The organism is Chryseobacterium oranimense (assembly GCF_900129755.1).
Taxonomy (GTDB): Bacteria; Bacteroidota; Bacteroidia; order Flavobacteriales; family Weeksellaceae; genus Chryseobacterium; species Chryseobacterium oranimense.
This window is the reverse complement of the sequence record NZ_FQWT01000001.1, coordinates 764,098-786,990: the sequence shown is the minus strand read 5'-3', so window position 1 is coordinate 786,990 and position 22,893 is coordinate 764,098. Positions and strand designations below refer to the sequence as shown.

The following is a 22,893-nucleotide window of genomic DNA, read 5'->3' as shown; positions in this document are numbered from 1 at the left end:
GCTTCCTAAAAAATTGACAATAATTTCTTGAATTACAGTGGGAAATAATGAAAGTTGTTTCTATTATATTTTGTTCATTTTTATAAAATCCGTAAATTTGTAAGAGTTATTATTGGTTTGTGCGAATTTATCCCTTATATGTCCCTCAATGGTGACAGACCATTGAAAACTAGGACTTTCCAAGTTCTGTATCGGGAAATAAATAACCTGATTGTAATAACTAAATAAGACAATCTTTTGATTACCAGATGATTTAAAGAAATATAATTTAGTATGAGATTTTTAAAGTTTGGTTAGTTTTGCTCAGATTTGTTCCTCAAACCGATAATATTTTATTTTTCAACCTGGAAGATATAATGTCATTTAAGATATTAGACCTTAAGCTAAATTATTCCTCACGCAAATAAAATATTATGAGTTCAAATATATCCTCGTATAAAGAAGCCCAAATAGTCCTCTTGGTCTATAATTAATTGTGACCAACCACGTTACCATTATTGCTAATTTGGAACAGTCATAGGCAGATATTGAGCCATCAAGTTCTACTATTCATCTTTGTTTTTATCCAGATGTTGATAATCAAAAGATTAAATTAAAGTTGTGTTTAAAAACATTCAATGATCAGATCCGGTCAATCCAAACATACAGATTTGTCTCTGATGAAAGATTCAGTTTTTTTCTCAGTCGGGATTTTTTGTTGTCGATAGATGAGACCGTATTATTTTTGTACATGGCTATTTCTTTTGTTTGCAGATTGAGTTTCAGATATGCACACAATTCCAGATCTGCGGCAGTAAGTTCGCCATTGATACTAAGCAATTTATTTTGGAATTCAGGAAACACCTGTTTGAAGATAATATAAAATGTCCTGTCATTTTCTTTTGCCATTTGTAATAGCTGACTAATATCTTCTGTATGGGACTTGATATTAGTGATTTTAAAATTATTGATATCCTCTCGAATTACCTCCTTTTTGCCTCTTCTTTTTATATTGTAGTAAATAAAGCCTCCCGCAAATATAATTGTGAATGGAACTATTATATAAAAAAGTTTATCGGAATTATAATTCTTGCTGGACATTACATTTATTTTCTCTGCAATTGGTATTGCCTGACGCTCATTTTGATCTATCTCATACTTTACCTTTTTACTGTCATCTGCCCGTAATCTTGCTGGAACGGACATTTTCATTTCTGAGTATAGACTGGCGAGGGCATCTGTAATAAAATAAGTTTCAGCAGGAATATCATAAATCTTTGCCAGGCGATATGATTCTTCATAAAGAGCCAGGGCTTTTTGATTGGAGTTGGGAAGTCCTGAATTGTAGGCTAACAGTCCTTTAAATCTGTACAGGCTGATCATAAAGCGCTTATCTTTTAGGGTTGATAATAAACTTTCTGCTTCATTAAGATATTGGCCCCCTTCCTCGAAATATAAAGTACATATCAACACTGACCCAATTATCCTTGCTCTTATACCAAGCCAACGACTTTTTTCTGGATGCTTAGGACTTATCAGCCTAGCTTCCTGGTATGCTTTCTTCGCATAATACGTCATTGAATCTGTTAATGGAGTCCTTGGTGTTCCAACTGGTGGAGTAGCATTTTCAAAGATCATTGCTATGCCACCATAGTGCTGTAATTTTAAAATATGAGCTTTATCTTTTGAACCAGCTTTGGGCACTGTTTCTAAGCCAATGTCGAAAGCCTTTCTGGCTTTGGTGTATAATCCCACATGTAAAAAAGCTCGTCCCATATAATAATAAAGCAGGCTTAATCTGTAATAATCCTTTTCATTCTGGGCAAGAGATATGGCTTCTTCAATTCTCTTAAGCACATTAACTTGGTCATCAAGTTCACTGTAAACCCTTATGATTGTTGTAATGGATTGTAGCGCTCCTTTACCATCATGCTTATTGATTGATTCTGTATATATGTCATTACAAGTCTGCAATAGATCTTGTTCGCTTTTTTTTGAGAATGTGTCAGCTGAATATACGGTATCATAAAGGTTATCAGATTTTTTTGTATAAACTTGACCATGCGATAACGTGTTGAAACATAATAAAAAAAAGAATATGATTTTTCCCATCTGTCAGAAAAAATATAAAAAAATAGGTCTTGTTAATGCTTAAAGATAGCGTTTCTCTATTGTATCCAAACATTTATAAGCTTAAGCTTAGGAACGAAATAAGGTTTGCAAAGATAAAATTATTATGAGAATATTAATATTTTACAGAGAGTAAAAATATATTCATTGAATAATTATATACCTTTGTTGAAGAGAAAAAAACACATCAAATGCATTGATGCGCATCAAAAAGCTAAGCAAGCGAACTGTCTATCAAAAGTTTACATCAGGAAAGATTGTCTGCGCTTCTGAGCTTAATGAACAGTACATTTGATGTATCGTGTTAAGTGTAGCTATACGTAAGTTCTTTCCTGATTATAACTTTTGTTCTATGTGAATGTGTTTTTTTAGAATTCACTTTTAAAAATGTGTTTTAGAATCTTTCCTTTTTTAAATTTTTTCATCAAAATAGAAGACATTATTCCAGCTCCTCAATAAATATTTTAACAACTGACTGTGTTGAAGGGTTTGATTTATCGCTGCTTAAGATCGTATTTACTCTATACATCTTTTGTGGAGAAATAGCTGAAATAATGTAAGAGGTCATATCATCATTGCTTGGATTGAGTCCATCAGCATCAAGATCGAGCCATGTATTGGCAGCAATATTTCCCCTTCCATATCCTCCCGCCCCGGAAGTTGCATTTGCGCCGGCTCCAAACAGCCAGCGGGAAAAGGAATAATTAGTCTGTGTATCAAATTTTACCTGAAATCTCCCACCGCTCTGATATCCACTAGGAGAAGTTCCTGCAAAACGTATGCACAGCACTCCTATACATGTTTCAGATTCAGTGGGTGTAGAAGCATTAATAGGAGTCGTAGTTTTTGCTGCATATTTTAATATCTTTTGATCCTCAGGCAACCCGCTCAATGAAAGAGAAGTTAAGACCCATGTTGTTCCGCTGGTATTTCCTGTATTCTTAAAGGAGGCTACATATCCTTTAGGCACGGATATACTTGAGGATTCTGATCCTGCAATATCTATTTTTTCACTTCCAACTGGAATTACGGTCAAAATTTTATCTGTAGGATTGCGAACAACGTATTCTCTTCCTTTAAAGGGAAGTGTTGTGTTGGCAGAGGGCAGATGCAACGTATAATCACTACTTCCGGTATAATTAATATAGTAATCAGTGTCTGTTAAAGTTGATTCGCTTTCAGAGGAGACAGGTAGTGTTCTGTACGGTGTAGCGAAAGAGCCATTAACATCTATTGTACTTGCTGGGCTAGTTGTGTTAATTCCTACTTGGGCAAAAGTATTTAATCCTATACTCAATAATGCAAACTGAATAATCTTATTTTTCATTATACAACTTTTTTTTGCAAAATTAAAGGCAGTTTTAGATACTACAAAATTTTAGCCATCATATGTTCTACTACTTATCTCCGTTTATCTCTACTTTTTGAAAATCAATGAATTTAAAAATAAAAACTTACTTAGATTTGTTGTAAGCTACTCACTTTTGTGTCCATTTTGAGTAATAGATTCTTCATTTTTTTGACCTCTCACCATTAATATTTATCAATTGAGAATAGAGAAGTTTGCTTTTTTTTATTAATTTTTCAAACTTTTTAAAGTTGGAATTATGTAAAAGTTTCATCTTCCGGAATAACGGTTGAATGTGCCGTTCCGATTGCTGTGCCTGTCAATCGCAAAGCAGGCCCCCATGAATGGTTCCCTGCTGGTTACTGTGTTTTTCTTTTGTTGTATTGATCTGTACAGTTGCTGTACCTAAACCTACTTCTATAATGTTTATGCCTAATGTCTTTGATATCTGTGTCGGGTAATGCATGTGGGTATGCATGTCATCGGTAATTTCACCTTTGATCATCCTATTCAGATACTCCAGTATTGATAGTTTTGTCATATGTATTGTTCTGGTTATTTGCTAAGAAGTTTAGATGTTGGTGTCTGTTGCTTTTTTAAGCTTTTAATAAAGATCGTGGTTACTTCTTTCATTCATGTAATATCTAAAGGTTATTATTTATCCAATTATTGGTGGGTATTATCCAGTCGTCCAGGGCCCTGAACAGAAAGCCATGCTCCATACCTGTGTTCAGGGTGATTTCCTTAAAAGTTTTTAAATTAGAATTTTTAAATCTGAGCTGTCTTGATAATAACTCGGCACCCACGTCGGTTTTTTCATTAATTGACAGGATCTTTCCATATAAACGAAACTTTTTGTCCAAATTCATCGAATCATTTTTAAAGCTAGAACCAATAAAAACAAATTTCAACCTGGGGTTTTTGGCATATCGGGATATATATTGGGCGATATAACCACCTTGGGAAGTTCCAATGATAGAAATATGATCAAAAGGCACTCCACATAGGTTTAAGCTGTCAATTTTCAGAATAATCTTTTTTGCATAGATTTTAGGATCTGTATCAGGCTTTCTCTTTTCAGCGATTATTACAGTATTCTTTGATTGAAGTTTTTCTAAAATAGCTGTATAGGCGGAGATACCGTATTTAGGATGTGGTTCATCCAGTGGATGCCCCTCCAAAAATTTATTATGCAAAAAAAATACATACTCTTTTGGGGCGGTATTTTGAGCACTAATGGCTAATGGAAGAAATAACAGATGAAGAAATATTAACCTAAAAAGCATATAATTTAAATGAGCTGTGTTTCTTTTATTTTTCAGACAAATGTCAAATTTCATTTTCTTTTTTGTCCGGAAGAAGTTGATTTGAGGCAGTCAGAGCATACAGCATTGGAATCTTATTGCCTAAATGAGCAATTCTGAACTTACCTGGTTCAGATTCTACCGAATCATTGAAATTATTGTACGGCGAATAATCAAACTCTTCAAAATAAGTTATTCTGAGTCCGTTTTGTATCAGGCTGTTGATTACTTCGCCTAAACTGTGGTTCCAGCCGATTGTTTTGACTTCTAATTCTGCTTCTTTATCCGCATACGTTCCTTTCTCAGATTCTATAATGGCGCCGGAATTAAAATACCAGTATTCAATTTTCTTAAACCGGGCATCATACATCCATACAACAGGATGGAATTCCACAAAAACAAATGTACCGTCGGGTTTTAAAAATTTCGAAACGATCTCCGCCCAACGGTTCAGATCCGGAAGCCATCCAATAGTGCCGTAACTTGTGAAAACGATGTCAAACTGACGATCCAAATGATTGGGAAGGTCGTAAACATCACTGCAAATAAATTCTGAAGAGGAATGAGTCTGTTTTGCCAATTCCCGGGCCCGGGCTATTGCCACATCTGATAGATCTACACCGGTTACGTCAGCTCCCAGGCGGCTTAAAGATATGCTGTCCTGCCCGAAATGACATTGTAAGTGCAGCACAGATTTGTTGGACAGATTTCCAAGTAAATTCAGTTCTATAGCATTCAATGAATTTTTGCCCTTTAAAAAACCGTCTAAATCATAAAAATCAGAGTTGATATGGGTTTCCGTTCTGGCATTCCACGACTGGCGGTTGATTTCTAAATAATTATCCTCTATATTCATAATTCATTCTGATGGGTTGAATTTATTTTTATCCATTCTTCGTAACTTAGGACACCAAGTTCCGGCTTTCCTTTACCTTCCAAAATATGGATAAACTCCAACTGATTTCCGTCCGGATCGTCAAAGTAAAGCGCAATCGCCGGCATCCACGCAAAAACCATGGGTTCATTGCTGCCGTTTTTCAGAAAATTATAGGACTGTAACTCATTTTTTTCTAAAAAAATATTTGCATCTTTTAGGATAAAATCTTTGGAACAACTGAAAGCAAAATGTCTCTTGTGAATACTACCTGACTGTTCCCACAGACCAAGCATGGCCTTCTTATTTTCCCCGATCCAAAGAAATGCAATCGGCCTGGTTTCATCATAATGTGCAAACTCTAATCCCAGTACTTCGGTATAAAACCGAACTGCATTTTCCAGGTTACTTACCTGAATGTGTGTTTCATATAATCCCTCAATCATTTTTTATATATTTAGTTACTAATTATTTTAAAGTAAAGATAAAATAGACATTTTTTCTTTGTATAAATTATCTCTTAAAAGTTGTTCGGCGAACTGTTTAACATCGTAAAAGGCTATTTTTACTTTTGCATGTGAACAATAGGATAATTTTTACCTGAGCCATCCTTCTCGGATCTCCCTGTTTTTCGGAATCCCAATTTCTCATAAAAACCAATGGCCTGATGGTTTTGCTCATTAACGTCGACCTTTGTAATCCCTTTCGTTTCATCCATAAATTGAAATAAGATCTTTCCATAACCTTTACTGCGGTAGTCATTGTGAACAAACAGCATTTCCAGGTTTCCTTCTGATACCGACGCGAATGCTATTGGTTGATCTTGCAGCATAAGAAGATATACGGTTAGCTGTGGGAGATAATCAGTCGGGATGGTACGTTTAAAATAGGAAAGGTCATCCTCAAGCAAAAAATCGTGAGTTGCCCTTACAGAGGATTCCCAGATTTCCATGATTCTTGGATAATCTTCGGGAGTGGCGAGCCTGGTTTGTTGTGACATAATCTTAAAATTGATATTACTTACTTAAATATTGAGTGATGGTCTTCCCGATGCAATGGTATAGGCTTCTTTCAGTACCTCTGAATAAGTTGGATGAGCATAGCAGATTGAGGCCATATCATTTGCCGTAACTTCGTATTCTAAGCCAACCACTGCCTGTGCGATCAAGTCTGCCGCTCTGGCACCTATTATATGTACGCCTAAAAGTTCGCCGTATTTCGGATCAGAAAGAACTTTGACAAAACCTTCGGTTTCCATCCCCGCTCTTGCCCTTGCATTGACTGCAAACGGAAATTTACCGATATTATATTCCAATCCCTGCTTTTTTAATTCTTCTTCTGTTGCCCCCACAGAAGCAACTTCCGGCCAGGTATAAACAACGGACGGGATGCGGTCATAGTGTATATGCGGCTTTTGGCCGTTTATTCTCTCCACCACAAATACAGCTTCTTCTTCTGCTTTATGAGCCAGCATGGCACCCCCTATAACGTCACCAATAGCGAAGATATTGGGAGCGGTAGTCTCGAGGAGTTCGTTTACTTTGATGGTTCCGTTACCATTCATCTCGACGCCTGTATTTTCCAGACCCAGATCAGCGATATAAGGTTTTCTGCCCACGGCTACCAGAATATAATCGGCAGTTAATTCCTGTTCAGCGCCTTGTTTATCTTTAAAATAGACTTTGGCTTTGTTACCAAGGTTCTCAGTTTTGTAAACCGCCTCGTTAAGTCTGATTTCTACCCCTTCTTTTGTTAAAATTTTAGTTAATGTACTGCCCAATTCATGATCCATATTGGCAATCAGATTATCCGCATACTCTAAAATGGTCACTTTTGTACCGATTCTGTTAAAGATTGAAGCCATTTCAACACCAATTACACCGCCGCCGATAATAACCATGCTTTCCGGCTTTTCTTTCATAACCAACGCTTCAGTAGAAGTGATGATCCTTTTTTTATCTATAGAAACACCCGGGATAGTTGCGGGTTTTGATCCGGTAGCAATAATAAACTTACCTGACCTGATAACAGTTTGTGTCTGATCATCATGTGTTATTTTTAAGGATTCACTGTTGAGAAAAGTGCCTGTGCCCTTTATAACTTTAATCTTGTTCTTTCTCATCAAAAAGTCCAGGCCTTGCGTATTTTTAGCTACCACATCAGTTTTACGTCTAAAGACCTGTTCAAAATTGAGTCGGAGATCGTTAAATTCAATGCCATGATTTTCAAAACTCTTAACTGCATCTGCGTAATGATGGGTGGAATCCAACAGCGCTTTGGTGGGGATACATCCTACATTGGTACAGGTCCCGCCCAGCGTACTGTATTTTTCAACCAGAGCTGTTTTATAACCCAGCTGGGCACTTCTTATTGCTGCTACATATCCGCCAGGACCTGATCCGATAACGGTAATATCAAATTCTTCCATTTTGTTCTTTTTCTAATACAATATTTATAAAATAAACCAATCGGTCTTTTTTTAAGCAAAAAAAATTATACCCCGAGATTTTTAATTAATTTTTCCAGGAAGGACATTGCTATTTTAAGCTCTGTCATATGGTTATTGACCTTTGCCTGCATAAAGGCTCCTTCGATCATTGAAATTATGATTACTGCAAATTCTGTTGGGTCAGTATCTTCCTTTATTTCCTTTCTTTCTATACCGCGTTTTATCTGGTTTTCAATGGATGTCTTCCAAAAATCCAGTGCCTTTTGTGCCCGCTCTTTTAGCTTTGGATGCGTATCGTCAGCCTCTGTAGCGGTATTTAAAATGGGGCAGCCAGCCTGTAAATAGGGATATCTGAAATAATTTTTATACGTTTGGGGGTAAACCAGCAGTCTTTCTATCGAACTATCAGTTGCCAGGATGCGTTCTTTCATATGTTGTGTCACCTTACCAAAGTTGTGATCGAAAACGCTCAGTGCGATCTCATCTTTGTTCTGAAAATTGCCATATATGCAGCCTTTTGAAAGCCCCGTGGCATCCATTAAATCATTTATTGATGTTCCCGCATAGCCTTTCGTATTAAAAACTGATGCAGTTTTCTCGATAATTAACCGTTTGGTATTTTCAGATTTTGTCATTTTCATCAACAGGAAATTTAATTCATGACAAAATTATATAAAAAAATAAAACGATCGGTCTTTTTTTAATATTTATGTTGAAAAGAATATTGTAGAAATAAAATTTAATTGCTGCTCAGGTAATATGATAGGGTCTGTCATTATTTTTTACATTCGTTTGAAATTTTTGATTACTTATAAAAATAGATAATTTGCATACGACAATCAAGGATTTGCATACATCCGGTTTTTAATTTCTGCCCAATTTTGTACCAATAAAAATCAACGATATGAAATTAGATCAGGTTAAATTAGGAAGTCAGGGATTAAGGGTTCCGAATATTGGTTTGGGATGTATGGGAATGACGGGTTTCGGGGATGCAGATATGTATGGAAAAACAGATGAAAAAGAAGCTGTTGCCACCATTCACCGTTCTCTGGAATTAGGAGGGAATTTTCTGGATACTGCCGATTTATATGGCCCGTTTAAAAATGAACAGCTGATTGCAAAAGCTATTGAAGGTAAACGCGATCAGTATATTATTGCAACAAAATTTGGCTGGGAGATTGATGATAACGAGCAGGTCACCTGGAAAATCAACGGAACAAAAGACTATGTAAAAAAATCGGTGGAACGTTCCCTGAAAAACCTAAAAACAGATTACATCGACCTTTATTATATGCACCGTCTTGATAAAAATACACCTGTTGAGGAAACTGTCGGAGCCATGAGTGATCTGGTAAAAGAAGGAAAAATCGGTTATATCGGTTTGTCGGAAGTATCTTCTGAAACGGTAAGGAAAGCCCATGCCGTTCATCCGGTTACTGCAGTACAGAGTGAATATTCTCTTTTTGAAAGAACTGTTGAGGAGAAAGGCGTTATCAAAACATTAAATGAGCTGGGAATTGGCTTTGTAGCGTATTCACCTTTGGGAAGAGGATTCCTGTCAGGGAATATTAAAACTATTGATGATTTGCCGGAGAATGATTTCAGAAGAGGGATTCCTCGTTTTCAGGAACGGTACTTTCATAAAAACATTGAGCTGGTGGAAGCGATTGAAGCGCTGGCCAGCGAAAAGAATATTACTCCGTCTCAACTGGCTTTGGCATGGATTATCAGTAAAGGAATTCTTCCTATTCCGGGAACGAAGCGCAGAAAATACCTTGAACAGAACATTGAAGCGGCAGGTATTCAACTGAATGAATCTGAAATCCTGAAACTGGAAAGTATTGTACCTTTGGGAACAGATACGGGAGCAACCTATGATGAATTCGGGATGGGATTATTGGATTATTAATTTGTAATTTTAATCTCTTAAAATAAAATTCAGCCTCATAGGTCTCTGTAAACTATGAGGTTGATATCTGGAATCAATAGTGTTGCGATCTGGCTGTACGAAGCTGTGAAGCGGAACAAAAAATCGGACTGATGCCCATAAAATAAAAAGTTTAGAAGTAATGAATACCATACCATCCATTTCAGCATTTCACAAGTTGCTTTCCCTCCCGGAGCCAAAGCATCCCATGGTAAGCGTGATCAATCTTTATGAAAGTGTTTTCATTGAAGATGAGGTTTGGAAAGGTTTTGTGAGCAAATACTACTGTGTCGCTCTGAAACGTAATGCAAAAGGAAAAATAAAATACGGCCAGCAGCATTATGATTATGATAAGGGAGTGCTAAGCTTTACTGCACCCAATCAGGTTCAGTACCTGGATCTGAAGACGATGGATTGTGAAAATACTGGTTATCTGCTTATTTTTCATGAAGATTTCCTGCTGAAACATCCTTTGGCAAAAACCATTTCATCTTATGGATTTTTCTCGTATGCCGTGAACGAAGCCCTGCATTTATCTGAAGATGAAGAAAATGATCTGCTTGAAATTCTGCAAAAAATAGATAAGGAATGCCAGCATATCGACCATCATACTCAGGAAATTATCTTATCGCAGATTGAATTGCTGCTGAATTATTCTAAACGGTTCTATGAGAGGCAGTTCATTACCCGGAAAAGTGGCAGCCATCAGCTGTTAGCCAAATTTGAATCATTTTTAAATGATTATTTTGATAAAAAGGTATCTGAAAACGGCCTTTTAACCGTTCATCAAATTGCAGAAGCCATGAATTTGTCTCCGAATTATTTAAGTGATCTTTTGAGGGTTCATACCGGGCAAAATACGCAGCAGCATATTCATGAGAAGCTTATCAGTAAAGCAAAAGAGAAACTTTCGACAACAGAGCTTTCCATCAGCGAAATTGCATACGAACTGGGATTTGAACATTCGCAGTCTTTCAGTACACTCTTTAAAAAGAAAACCAATATGTCGCCATTGGAATTCAGGCAATCTTTCAATTAATACAGTTCCGGATTCATTTTTAACAGGGACTCTGTGAATGAAGACAAGACGCTGTTAATATTTATAGCTTACCTGAGAAGGATTTTAAGCTTTATTATTTAAAGGATTATTAGTAGTAATAACAAACATAATCAATGGCTCATCCCCTGTATTCTCAATAGAATGATAACCTATAGAGCTGATGGCTGTAATATCTCCTTTTTGAAGTATTTTTTTTCGTTCCGGCCCTTGGGTGCCGGTTCTTTCACGATACTCGCCGGTCCCATGAATGACGACATATAATTCCTCTTCATTTCTTTCGTTGTGAGTATGAAATCCCGATTCATCACCTCTGTTCAATAAAACCATATAAGCAGCCAGACGATTATTGGTCAGCTCATTTTGACCGAACATTTGAATCAGGTATACGGTTCCGTTTCCTCCGTACATATTTTCACGTTTATCAATGCGCGTGATGGTTCGTTCTTCTTTTTCAAAAGCCATTACATACAGGTGAATGTATTTGGAAACCTCATTTATAACGTGATCGAATTCTGTTCCTTCAGATAATATAACGGTATCAGACATGTTGGTTAGGTATTAATTTATAATGTATATCAATTGATCAAAATTATATAAGTGAAGGCAAAATAGTATTCATTGATGAATCAATAGTTAACAAATCAGCAATAATCTATATTCACCATCATTTTCAACAGGAGCCCTATGAATACAGGGTAAAGCCTTTTGAGCCGGATGATCTACTGCCAGGCGCCAAAGGTGTCCTGATCCTAAATTTACAGGCATTGCACCGGGTTTGGGCTGATAATGCAGGTCAAAAAAACAGTCTTTCAGGAAAGCTTCAAACTCAGTTTCCGGACCGTCATGTAATTCTTTCAGCTTTTCACGGATTTCAGGGATCAGAACTTTTTGTTCAGCCTGGCTATTAGGCAGGATATCGCTTGCAGCTCCATAATAGGTGCATAAAAAAGTATCGGTTCCAATGGGCGATCGGTCGACGTGGTACGAATATACATCGGTGGAAATGAAATCGAATTCCTCATCCCGCTCATAATTTTTAAGTAAATTAAGTGAAGGTGATGCTCCGAAATCAGTTAACAACTTTAAATCATTGAGTATAATTTCCCTCGCCATATCGCCTTCCTGAGATAATTGCAGCGCCGAAAGATCATCAACCGAAACTTCTGTAATATTCTCTTTCAGCTGAAGCTTAGCTACAATTTCTTTAAAATCTCCGGCTAAATTCCTGTACCAGCAAACCGCATTCATAGCAGCCTGGAAATCTGTATTTACCAGTTCAGAAAAGGTAGAGACCGTGTGAATCTGATTGTTGTCGGGAAATTTATCGTTCATAATTCGGAAGGAAAAGCTGAGTGGCTCAATTCTATGCAAAAATAAGAAATAGGGCAGAACATACCGGTAAGATCATTGTAAAATTACTAAACGAAAATCAGACTTAAAATTAAAAAGAAATTAATTTGATTTTCATGATCTTACATGAGTTAATGTATTGGTTTAAAAATGATTATGACAATTTTTCATGAAATTTTGTCACTTTTTCTGAAAAAAATTCACATTTTCACTGCCGGTATTTTTTTTGATATTTACATACCAGCCGGCCGGCTAATGAGTTATTAAATAATTGTTTAACGTATTTAAAAAGACATTACTATGAATCTTATTAAAAGAAATTGGAATAACAATTCTGCTCTTCCAAACCTCTTCGATGATTTTTTTAATCGTGAGCTTTTTAACTGGGGAAACAGCAATTATTCATCAACCAGTACAACCGTTCCATCGGTTAACATCAGGGAAAATGAAGATGCCTATGAAGTGGAAGTAGCTGCACCGGGTATGGAAAAGAATGATTTTGAGATTAAACTGGATGGTAACCTTTTGACAATCTCATCAATGAAGAAGAATAAAAGTGAAGCGAAAGAAGAAAACTTTACCCGCAGGGAATTCAGTTACCAATCGTTTCAGAGAAGTTTTGAGCTTCCAAAAGATGTTGTTGACCAGGATAATATTAATGCGAAATATGAAAACGGGTTGCTTTCGTTGGTCATTCCTAAAAAAGAAGACGCAAAACGGAAACCTCCGCGACTCATTGAGATTTCATAATAATAAATTGAAAGAAAAATGGCTGCTATTAAGCAGCTATTTTTTTGTTCAACCGATAATCTGGTTGTTGATGATTAATATTTTTTTGACATAAGTTGGTGAAAAAATATAAAAAGATGAAATAAACATTTGGTTGCAGAAATATGATACGGGGATATCTTTTAAACCATAAAAAGCCACCTCATGATTGAAAAATGAGGCAGCTTTTATGTATTCTTTGAATGGTCAGCCGGTAATTTACTGTGTTTTACACATGGCATCCCAGGTTGTCCAGAAATGGGCATTAATAGCTCCGGGGGCAGGGTTGGTGCTGTCCGCAACGATCCCTACCATAGAAGCACAGTTGGAATTGCAGCCTATTTCGTTATAGCTTCCCGCCTGTGGTGGGATCTGTCTCCATGTACCGGTAGAACCGCTTAATAATTCTACTTTAATTTCAAAAATTCCTGAAAGATTGGGAGTATGAATTTGTTTTGTCGGATTTTCGCTTGAAATTGAATCGTTCCAGTTGCCCTGTGAAAATGTAACACGCCATGTAGAGATCATTTTGGCAGTATCATTCTGAGGTGAAAGATAAACCCAGAACTGAGCGCCTCCGCCCAATTGAAGTTGGCCGGATGAATTCGCGGTTCCGCTTACGTTTGTTGTTTCCATGTTGAATGTATTTGGTTGGTTAGTTTTTTTACTTCTGATATTCCAGTGTGCCGGTTTAAGGATTAACCTTTATGGATGGCGTTTAATGGTAATTCAAAGTAACAAAGAAGAACGCATCTTTTTTAGAGTATAAATGACCAATTACAGGTTTGGGTAAAAATACCTAACCCGTACAGATCATTCTTGAAAGCTGATATTTTTAGGAGAATTGCAGGTAACGGATGAAAAGTTTTATCTTTGTTTTCCGTAGTTGATGATAAAATATAAGCCGGAAATGCCTTTATGAATAACAATAGTTTCTTACTTTCTGCAAAAGGAATCTGTATAGCAGCTTTTCTTTCTTTTAATACCATGTATGCTCAGAAAACCGCAGAGATACCAACAATTTCAGAGAAAACCTTAAGCAGTATTCTGGAAAAAAACAGAACCTATTATACCCAGGGAAAAGTAGCTGATTATATTCCTGAATTAGGGAAAATGGATGCTAAGGCTATTGCTTTTTCAGTGGTAGAGAAAAATGGGAGAGTACTTAATGTAGGGGATGTTTACAAAAAATTTACCATGCAGAGTATTTCCAAGATCGTTGCATTAATGATTGCTGTCAAAGAAAATGGAGAAGCTGGTGTTTTTGATAAAATGGGCTATTTCGGAACCGATCAGCCTTTCAATCATTTTTCCAATCTTGAAACCACAGGCAAGCCGTTAAATCCTATGATGAATGCCGGAGCCATCCTTACGACCTCCTTAATTTCCGGAGAAGGCGAAAAGCCATTTCTTAAAATCCTGGATATGGTTCGGTATATCACCGGAAACCAGACAATTGAGTACAATACCTCCGTTTATCAATCTGAAAAATCTACCGGGCACCGTAACCGGGGAATGTTTTACCTGATGAAAAATAACGGATTGATTTCAGGAAATGAAGATCAGCTGGATAATTATTTCAAACAGTGCTCTATAGAACTAACTGCTGAAGATTTAGCCAAAATTGGTTATTTTTTTGCTAACGATTGTATCCGTTTTGACGGAGATGACAGGTATAAAAATGCAGAAATGTCAAGACTGATCCTGTCGCAGATGCTTATTGCCGGGATGTACGAATTCAGCGGAGAATATGCCAGAACCGTAGGTCTTCCCAGCAAATCAGGCGTTGGAGGCGGAATTACCGTAAGTGTTCCCGGAAAAATGGGAATCGGTGTTTTCAGTCCTGCTCTGGATAAGCATGGAAATTCTGCAGCCGGTTATCACATGATTTTGGATCTGGCGAGGCAGTATGACCTCAGCCTGTTTTAAAGGTCTTTTCAGGCATCACACCATTTTATTTTTCAGATCTTTATATTTTGAACGTCCTACAGGCAGTATTTCACCAGTTTTAAGCAATGCTCGTATCTTGTGTAAGGTGACAGTGCTGGCTACATAACTCCAGTTCTTTCGTAACAGGGATCAGAGCCTTTTCAGAGATCTCGTTAATACTATCAAATTAAAGCTAAAGCGGAAACAGAGATTGATCTTAAGTTGTCTCTTGTGTAATAACTCCGGTGGATAATCATAATAATTCTGTAATCTTCTTGTTCTCATAACGTTACTCTCGGGTAACGTTATTTTTTATTGTGAAAATGGTACAGGATTTTGCTGTTTTTTTCGAAATTATGAATTTGATGATTCTTTTCACCGGATCGGCAAACCCAGATTTTGTAGATTTTATACACCTTTTAAGTGTGTTATATTTTTTTAATATTGGAAAAAATAATTCTCTTATTATTGATTTATTATATTTTTTATTTTTATATTTGTGTGGTAATGTTCAATTATAAACATTTATAATTGAATCTGTTTAATTGTGCTGTCTCGTTTCTGAGAATGAAAACTCAAACTGTGTTTTTTAATTTTATTTAAATTCATAATAATTTATTGTTAATAATTTATTATTAAATTTAAATTATGATTGAAAATATAGTATATATTTATTATTTTTATTCCATCATATTTTAACAATCACTCATTATGCCGTAAGGTTTGTGTTTTGTAATGTGAATTTCCCAATTATCATCAATATCATGAATGCAATGAAAAACTTAACCATTATTGGGTTAACACCCTTTGAAAAGCCGGATGTTAAACTTACGCAAAAGCTGCACGACTCGGGTGCTTTTCCCATCTTAAGCCTAGGCCATGACCTGACAGCTGCGCAAACAGCGCTGGACCAAATTGCCAGGACAGATATACCTTCTTACGGGATCTATCTGCCAAACGACAAATTTATTTCCCTCCAAATCCCTGAAAAAGTAAAATTCGCGATCCTTCCGTCCGGAGTTTCAATGAATATTGTGCCGGATCTTCCAGTAATTTATCAGGTGACCAATCTGGATGAGGCCAGGCTTGCCGAACAATCCGGAGCCGAAGGAATTATTATAAAAGGAAATGAAGCAGGCGGCCTCGTAGGCTATGAGTCAACTTTTGTGCTGTTCCAGCGTATTATCAAAGAAATTAATACTCTACCTGTTTGGGTACAGGGTGGAATAGGTCTGCATACGGCTGCTGCAGTAAAAGCATTGGGAGCAACCGGAATTGTCCTCGACAGCCAGCTGGCATTATTCCCGGAAAGTTCCGTTCCCCAGGAAATCAAGGATTTAGCCTCAAAACTGAACGGTACCGAAACTAAAATTATAGCCGGCCACCGGGTATTGGTGAGACCCAACTCACCTGTAATACCTGAAAATGTGACTGCCGAAGAGCTGAGACAATATTTCACGGACTTTGACCTGAATAAAAGCTATATCCCTATGGGACAGGATATTTCACTGGCTATAGGGCTGTACGAAGATTTCAAAACCCTGAAAAGAATGATTTTTGGGTTTAAAGAAGCAATGTATGGTCACCTGAAGCAGGCCAAAGCACTTAAAGTAATCAGTGAAAATAACATAATGGCCCAAAAACTGGGATTGCGTTATCCTATAGCACAGGGGCCAATGACCCGTGTCAGTGATGTTCCATTATTTGCCAATGCAGTAGCTGATGCGGGTGCTTTACCTTTTGTCGCCTTATCTTTACTTAAAGGTGAGCAGGCAAAATCTTTGGTCATGGAAACCAAAAAGCTTGCCGGTGAAAAGACATGGGGAGTAGGTATTCTTGGTTTTGCCCCTCAGGAATTAAGGGAAGAACAGACAGCTTATATACTGGAAGCCAAGCCGCCCGTAGTTCTTATTGCCGGAGGAAGACCGGCACAGGCCAAGGTATTTGAAAAGGCAGGCATTACAACTTTCCTTCACGTTCCTTCTCCTGCCTTACTGGATATTTTCCTGAAAGAAGGTGCTGCTAATTTCATCTTTGAAGGCCGTGAGTGCGGAGGTCATGTAGGTCCGCTTTCAAGCATGGTCCTTTGGGAAAAACAGATTGAACGTATTTTAAAAGAAGAACATCCCGAAAATATCAGCGTATTTTTTGCAGGCGGAATTCATAATGCATTTTCAACGGCATTCGTTTCTGTCATGGCTGCTCCGTTAACAGCCAGAGGCGTAAAGGTCGGAGTATTGATCGGAACAGCCTATCTCTACACAGAAGAAGCCGTGCGTACCGGAGCTATTCAGGAAGAATTCCAGGTGCAGGCCATGCAGGCAAAAGATACCGTCTTACTGGAAACGGCACCGGGACACGAAACACGCTGTTTGAATACAGCTTTTGCCAAACATTTCAGCACCGAGAAGATCAGACTTCTGGAAGCGGGAATGGATAAAAAAGAAGTCTGGGAACAGCTTGAAAAACTAAATGTGGGCCGGCTTAGGATTGCTGCAAAAGGAATCGATCGCCAGGGCGACAAGTTGGTTAATGTTCCTAAAAACGAGCAGCTCGATCTCGGGATGTATATGATCGGTCAGGTAGCCACAATGCAGAACCGCGTAATTTCCCTTGCATCACTGCATCAGAATGTAAGTATTGATAATTATAAATATATTGAAGAAGCAGCTTTACCGGAAAAACCGGTATCCACAGAGAAACCTCTGGATATAGCAATTGTCGGGATGGAATGTATTTTCCCCGGAGCTAAAAATCTTGAAGAATACTGGAGAAACATCATCCTGGGAAGAGACAGTGTTACAGAAGTTCCTGATGAGCGCTGGAATAAAGAGCTATATTATCACCCGGATTCGGATGGACCGGATGTGTCTCACTCCAAATGGGGCGGATTTATTCCGAAAATTGATTTCGACCCTTTGGCCTTCGGAATACCTCCGCAATCCCTTGCTGCTATTGAGCCGACACAATTGTTGACCTTATTGGTGGCCAAACGTGCCATGGAAGATGCAGGCTATGGAGAGAAGCAGATCAACAGGGAAAATATTTCTGTCATTATAGGTGCTGAGGGCGGTAATGATCTTGCCAACAGCTATAGTTTCAGAGGATATTATAAACAGGTTTTCGGAGAACTTCATGAAGAAGTAAAACAGGCATTCCCACATACGACGGAAGATTCATTCCCTGGTATTCTGGCTAATGTGATCGCGGGGAGAATTACGAACCGTCTGGATCTTGGAGGAAGGAATTTCACGGTAGACGCGGCTTGTGCTTCCTCTTTGGCAGCTATTGATCTGGCCTGCCAGGAACTTGTATTAGGAAAATCAGACATGGTTCTTGCCGGCGGTGCAGATTTACATAACGGAATCAATGATTACCTGATGTTTTCCAGCACCCACGCGCTTTCCAGAAAAGGAAGATGTGCCACTTTTGATGGGGAAGCAGATGGTATTGCCCTTGGAGAAGGAGTTGCCATTCTTGTCTTAAAAAGATATGAAGATGCCGTTCGAGATGGTGACCGTATTTATTCAGTCATCAAAGGAGTGGGAGGATCAAGTGACGGAAAAGCATTGGGGCTTACAGCACCTAGAAAAATAGGGCAGGTACGCGCATTGGAAAGGGCTTATACTCAAGCGGGTATTAGTCCTGCATCGGTTGGCTTAGTGGAAGCTCACGGAACAGGAACTGTTGTAGGAGACAAAACCGAACTGAGCGCGCTGACCAATTTATTCAGCCAATCCGGAGCAATACCGGGACAGACTCATTTAGGTTCCGTAAAAACGCAGATCGGCCATACCAAATGCGCGGCTGGATTGGCGGGACTCATCAAAGCTTCACTGGCAGTATATCATGGAGTGAAACCACCAACAATTCATTTACAGCAACCTAATGCTTATTATAATCCCCAAACCAGTCCTTTTGCTTTTTATACGGAAAGTGGATTGTGGAGTGAGAAAAACCGGTATGCCGGAATCAGTGCTTTTGGATTTGGGGGAACCAATTTCCATACGGTTATTGCCAATCACCCTAAAGAAGATGATTCTGCCGTATTGCAATCGTGGCCGTCTGAATTATTTGTATTCCGTGGGGAAACGTATGAGGATGCCAGAGTTCAATTGAATCAAATCAAATCTTTATTAGAGGTAAATGGTGATATTCCATTAAAAGATATGGCTTACAGCCTAGCGGTTGGGTCAGAAAAACCGATTCAGTTAACCATTGTTGCTGATACTGCCGAACATTTGATGATGAACATCGAGCTGGCCTTATCCGGCATTGAAAGTAAAGACACTTTTACAGTAAATAAACGAGACGGTAAAGTAGCTTTCCTTTTCCCTGGCCAGGGTAGCCAGAGAATCAATATGGCTCGTGATCTGTTCGTCGCTTTTCCGGCTATGCGTAACCTGATTGAAGGATACCCTGAACTGGAGAAAGTGGTTTTCCCTTCAGCAACGTTTGATGAAATTTCCCTGAAACAACAGAAAGAAACAATTAAAGATACCCGTCTGGCGCAGCCTATTTTGGGAATTGTTGACCTGGCTTTAGCTAAATTCCTGAAATCACTGGACATTGTTCCGGATATGGTGGCAGGCCACAGCTATGGTGAATTGCCGGCGTTGTGTTTTGCCGGTGTTTTTGAAGAAGAAAAACTGGTTGATCTGAGTATTCAAAGAGCCCAGGCCATTCTGAATTCAGTAGAAGGTGGAGATCCGGGTACCATGATCGCGGTAAGCGCGACAAGAGAACAATTACAGCCGGTATTAGACAAGACAGAAGGGTGCTATCCGGTTAATTATAATGCTCCAACCCAATGCGTGGTGGCAGGAAGTACGCCGGCCATTAACAAATTAATGGAAACCCTAAAACAGGAACGTATCTCTGCAAAGAAATTAGAAGTAGCCTGTGCATTCCACAGTCCGTTATTGGCCAAATCCAAAGGCTTATATGATGAGGTCTTAAAGGATATTCCTTTCCATGAAATGCAGATTCCGGTTTGGTCGAATACCACTGCGGAGATCTATCCCACCAACCCATCAGAAATCAAAGAAAGACTTACAGATCATCTGGTACAACCCGTAAGATTTGTAGAAGAACTTCAGGCGATGTACGCAGACGGAGCCAGAATATTCATCGAGGTAGGACCTGGAAAAGTATTGACCGGACTGACGAATTCCTGCTTAAATAAAGATCAGATCACCCTGTATGCAGAAGACAGCAGCCGTAATAAAATGAGCCACCTTCTTTCTATGCTGGCGCAATATCTGGGAACCGGCCGAAGCTTCAGTATTGAAAAGCTTTTTGAAGGCCGTAATGCCCGACTGCTTCAAATTGAACAGCCCGAACTGTATAAGAAAAATCCAGCCATCTGGCGTGTGAACGGACAAATGGCACATCCAACCACAGGTAATCTGCCGGCTAACGGTGCATTACCAATATTAAATCCTATTCCCATGAACAATTTTACTAATAATCAACCAGCCCCTGCAGCCGAATCTCAGCCTGCTGCTGAACGTATGCTTCAGGAATATTTAAATACCATGAAACAGCTGATCCAGGCACAGCGTGATGTAATGCTTTCCTTCCTGGGGCAGAATCCACATATCAACCCTGCACCTGTTTATACTGAACCGGCACATTCACCTGTAAATGACCGTTTAGTCACGATTCCTGCGCAGCCGGTTAATGCAGAAAAGCCAGCTGCTGTTGCCGTAAAACAGGCTCCGGTAAAGGATATTAAAACCTTATTATTACAAGTGGTAAGCGACAAAACAGGATATCCGCAGGAAATGCTCGGAATGGAAATGGATCTGGAAGCCGATTTAAGTATTGACTCTATCAAAAGGGTAGAAATTATTGGAACACTTCGCAGTGAACTTGGAACGCTTACATCAGATCATGCCGATGAAGACACGATTATGGAGAAATTGGCATCGATCAAAACTTTAAGCGGCCTGGTTTCCTGGCTGACAGAATTTACAGGAAGTCCGGCGGCTGCTCCTGAAAAAAATGAAACTAAAGGAACACCAGCACCAGAAGTACAAAGCAAATCTGTATTTTCTCTTGAAGAACTTCAAAATGTAATTCTGGATATCGTCAGTGAAAAAACAGGCTATCCGAAAGAAATGCTTGGTTTGGATCTAGATCTGGAAGCAGACCTGAGCATTGATTCTATTAAAAGAATGGAAATTATCGGCGATCTTAAAACCAAAATCGGATTCGGGGAAGATATGGATCAGGCTGATGATCTGATGGAAAAACTGGCTACCATTAAAACATTAAAAGGATTGGCTTCATGGATCAGCGAGATGAGCGGAAATGCTGATGCTGAACCGGCTCAGAACTTACTGTCACGCCTTCGCTTTGACCTGACGCCGACCAATGTTTCTACTGAACAAAACACAGAAATCATAAAGAGAAAACGTTTTGCTATCACTCAGGACAACAGTCCGCACACGCTGGCCATTAAAAACGCTCTTGAAAAACATGGAGCTATAGCAGAATTGGTTGATACAGAAAGGGATCTTAAAGATTTTGACGGATTGATCATTCTGGATCTGTTTTCCTCAACAGTAAAACACAGCATCATCGACCACGTGGATCAGATTAAGAAACTGGATCTTGATAAAGCTAAATGGGTGTATCTGATTTCAGATATTCCGGCTCATATCCAGGAACTTACCGATACCCGTCTTTTACGCCATTACAAAGGCTATCCGGGACTTTTTAAAAGCTTGGCAAGAGAATTTGAACAAACTTCCTGCAGGCTGATCAGCCTGAGCACACCACAGGAAGTTGATCAGATTACAGAGATCGCTTTAAAAGAAATATTAACCACAGATAAACCTTCTGAAGTGGTTTACAAACATGACCAAAGGCATAAAATAGATATCATTCCATCTCCATTGTCAGCAAGCCTTGAAGAAGCACATATCCGGCTGGATCAGGAATCTGTAGTTCTGGTGCTTGGAGGCGGGCAGGGAATTACTTCCGAATTGGTGAAACATATGTCCGGAGCGTATCCGTGCACCTATATTCTGGTGGGAAGATCAGCGGATCCTAGGGATATAGCAGGTCCTAAAGAAGTGGAAGTTATGAAGACCAAGGACGAAATAAGAAGCTATCTGATTAAAACCGGAAACTTTACTTCTCCTGCTGAAATCGAAAAAGAGACCGTAAGAATTTTCAAAAACAACCAGATCCTGAGAACCATCCGTGATATGGAGCAGCTTGGAAATACGGTATTATACCAATCCTTAGACCTTTGTGATGAAGAGGGATTATCAGACCTGATCAAAAATATTTACGAAAAATACAGCCGTTTGGACGGCGTTATTCATGGAGCAGGTCTTTTGGAAGATAAATTGTTCAGACACAAGACATCCAGTTCGTTTGAACGGGTCTTTGATACCAAAGTAAAACCGCTTCGTGTATTGGCAGAGCAGCTGCGTGCCGACTGTCAGTTTGTAGTGCTCTTCTCAAGCATCGCTTCAGTATATGGAAATAAAGGTCAGACAGATTATGCTGCAGCCAACTCCGTACTGGATGATTATGCCAAAGCATTGAACAAAAAATTGAAAGGAAAAGTAATTTCCATCAACTGGGGTCCTTGGAAAGGAGCTGGAATGGTTTCATCAACACTGGAAACAGAATATGAACGCCGCGGTATTTCTTTAATTCCACTGGACCAGGGGAAAGAAATTTTCCTTAATGAGATCAGATACGGAACCGAAAGTCAGGTATTGATCATGTCAGGAAACAACTGGTAAACCTCT

At 38.7% G+C, this 22,893-nt stretch carries 17 protein-coding genes; 5 read left to right on the top strand and 12 right to left on the bottom strand.

The window, feature by feature from the left end:
* Positions 1-621: 621 nt before the first annotated feature.
* From BUB03_RS03565 to BUB03_RS03525, 9 genes are all read right to left on the bottom strand, one after another.
* Entirely contained in the window at positions 622-2,091 is a 1,470-nt protein-coding gene (locus tag BUB03_RS03565; RefSeq protein ID WP_073060371.1) for a helix-turn-helix transcriptional regulator, read from the bottom strand.
* Between the two features lie 457 nt (positions 2,092-2,548).
* Positions 2,549-3,436, bottom strand: coding sequence for a hypothetical protein (locus BUB03_RS03560; protein ID WP_073060368.1), 888 nt, complete (start codon positions 3,434-3,436; stop codon positions 2,549-2,551).
* A 340-nt stretch (positions 3,437-3,776) separates the two neighbouring features.
* Positions 3,777-3,998 carry a hypothetical protein gene (locus BUB03_RS03555; protein WP_139258753.1) on the bottom strand — a complete coding sequence of 74 codons (222 nt, stop codon included), beginning with the start codon at positions 3,996-3,998 and terminating at the stop codon, positions 3,777-3,779.
* A 103-nt stretch (positions 3,999-4,101) separates the two neighbouring features.
* Entirely contained in the window at positions 4,102-4,797 is a 696-nt protein-coding gene (locus BUB03_RS03550; protein WP_083538864.1) for a hypothetical protein, read from the bottom strand.
* Positions 4,787-5,617 carry a class I SAM-dependent methyltransferase gene (locus tag BUB03_RS03545; protein WP_073060362.1) on the bottom strand — a complete coding sequence of 277 codons (831 nt, stop codon included), beginning with the start codon at positions 5,615-5,617 and terminating at the stop codon, positions 4,787-4,789. Before BUB03_RS03545 ends, BUB03_RS03550 begins: the two co-directional genes overlap by 11 nt.
* The gene (locus tag BUB03_RS03540; protein ID WP_073060359.1) at positions 5,614-6,081 is read right to left on the bottom strand and encodes a VOC family protein; all 468 of its coding nucleotides are present in this window, start codon (positions 6,079-6,081) and stop codon (positions 5,614-5,616) included. Before BUB03_RS03540 ends, BUB03_RS03545 begins: the two co-directional genes overlap by 4 nt.
* A gap of 119 nt (positions 6,082-6,200) precedes the next feature.
* A complete protein-coding gene (locus BUB03_RS03535; protein ID WP_073060356.1) occupies positions 6,201-6,635 on the bottom strand; it encodes a GNAT family N-acetyltransferase in 435 nt (144 codons plus the stop codon).
* Between the two features lie 24 nt (positions 6,636-6,659).
* Positions 6,660-8,063 (bottom strand): dihydrolipoyl dehydrogenase, encoded by a 1,404-nt coding sequence (gene lpdA / locus BUB03_RS03530; protein WP_073060353.1) that lies wholly within the window; start codon positions 8,061-8,063, stop codon positions 6,660-6,662.
* 65 nt (positions 8,064-8,128) lie between these two features.
* The gene (locus tag BUB03_RS03525) at positions 8,129-8,725 is read right to left on the bottom strand and encodes a TetR/AcrR family transcriptional regulator (RefSeq protein ID WP_228417752.1); all 597 of its coding nucleotides are present in this window, start codon (positions 8,723-8,725) and stop codon (positions 8,129-8,131) included.
* Between the two features lie 263 nt (positions 8,726-8,988).
* On the opposite strand from BUB03_RS03525, the gene BUB03_RS03520 reads away from it, so the two are divergent.
* Together BUB03_RS03520 and BUB03_RS03515 are read left to right on the top strand one after the other, a co-directional pair.
* Complete coding sequence (locus tag BUB03_RS03520) at positions 8,989-9,996, top strand: aldo/keto reductase (RefSeq protein ID WP_073060350.1); 1,008 nt, start codon at positions 8,989-8,991, stop codon at positions 9,994-9,996.
* A 160-nt stretch (positions 9,997-10,156) separates the two neighbouring features.
* Positions 10,157-11,053 carry a helix-turn-helix domain-containing protein gene (locus BUB03_RS03515; RefSeq protein WP_073060346.1) on the top strand — a complete coding sequence of 299 codons (897 nt, stop codon included), beginning with the start codon at positions 10,157-10,159 and terminating at the stop codon, positions 11,051-11,053.
* An 84-nt stretch (positions 11,054-11,137) separates the two neighbouring features.
* On the opposite strand, the gene BUB03_RS03510 is transcribed toward BUB03_RS03515, so the two are convergent.
* A complete protein-coding gene (locus BUB03_RS03510) occupies positions 11,138-11,620 on the bottom strand; it encodes a cupin domain-containing protein (RefSeq protein ID WP_073060343.1) in 483 nt (160 codons plus the stop codon).
* A gap of 87 nt (positions 11,621-11,707) precedes the next feature.
* Entirely contained in the window at positions 11,708-12,406 is a 699-nt protein-coding gene (locus BUB03_RS03505) for a DUF1826 domain-containing protein (RefSeq protein WP_073060340.1), read from the bottom strand.
* 318 nt (positions 12,407-12,724) lie between these two features.
* Here BUB03_RS03505 and BUB03_RS03500 point away from each other — a divergent pair, with 318 nt between their 5' ends.
* Entirely contained in the window at positions 12,725-13,174 is a 450-nt protein-coding gene (locus BUB03_RS03500) for an Hsp20/alpha crystallin family protein (RefSeq protein WP_040999725.1), read from the top strand.
* Positions 13,175-13,411: 237 nt separating this feature from the next.
* Here BUB03_RS03500 and BUB03_RS03495 read toward each other — a convergent pair whose 3' ends face one another.
* Positions 13,412-13,828: a hypothetical protein gene (locus BUB03_RS03495; RefSeq protein WP_073060332.1), complete on the bottom strand. Its 417-nt coding sequence runs from the start codon at positions 13,826-13,828 to the stop codon at positions 13,412-13,414.
* Between the two features lie 282 nt (positions 13,829-14,110).
* Between BUB03_RS03495 and glsA the strand changes: the two genes are divergently transcribed.
* Positions 14,111-15,121 (top strand): glutaminase A, encoded by a 1,011-nt coding sequence (gene glsA / locus BUB03_RS03490; RefSeq protein WP_073060329.1) that lies wholly within the window; start codon positions 14,111-14,113, stop codon positions 15,119-15,121.
* Between the two features lie 773 nt (positions 15,122-15,894).
* Positions 15,895-22,887: a type I polyketide synthase gene (locus tag BUB03_RS03480; protein WP_175547477.1), complete on the top strand. Its 6,993-nt coding sequence runs from the start codon at positions 15,895-15,897 to the stop codon at positions 22,885-22,887.
* Positions 22,888-22,893: the final 6 nt, after the last annotated feature.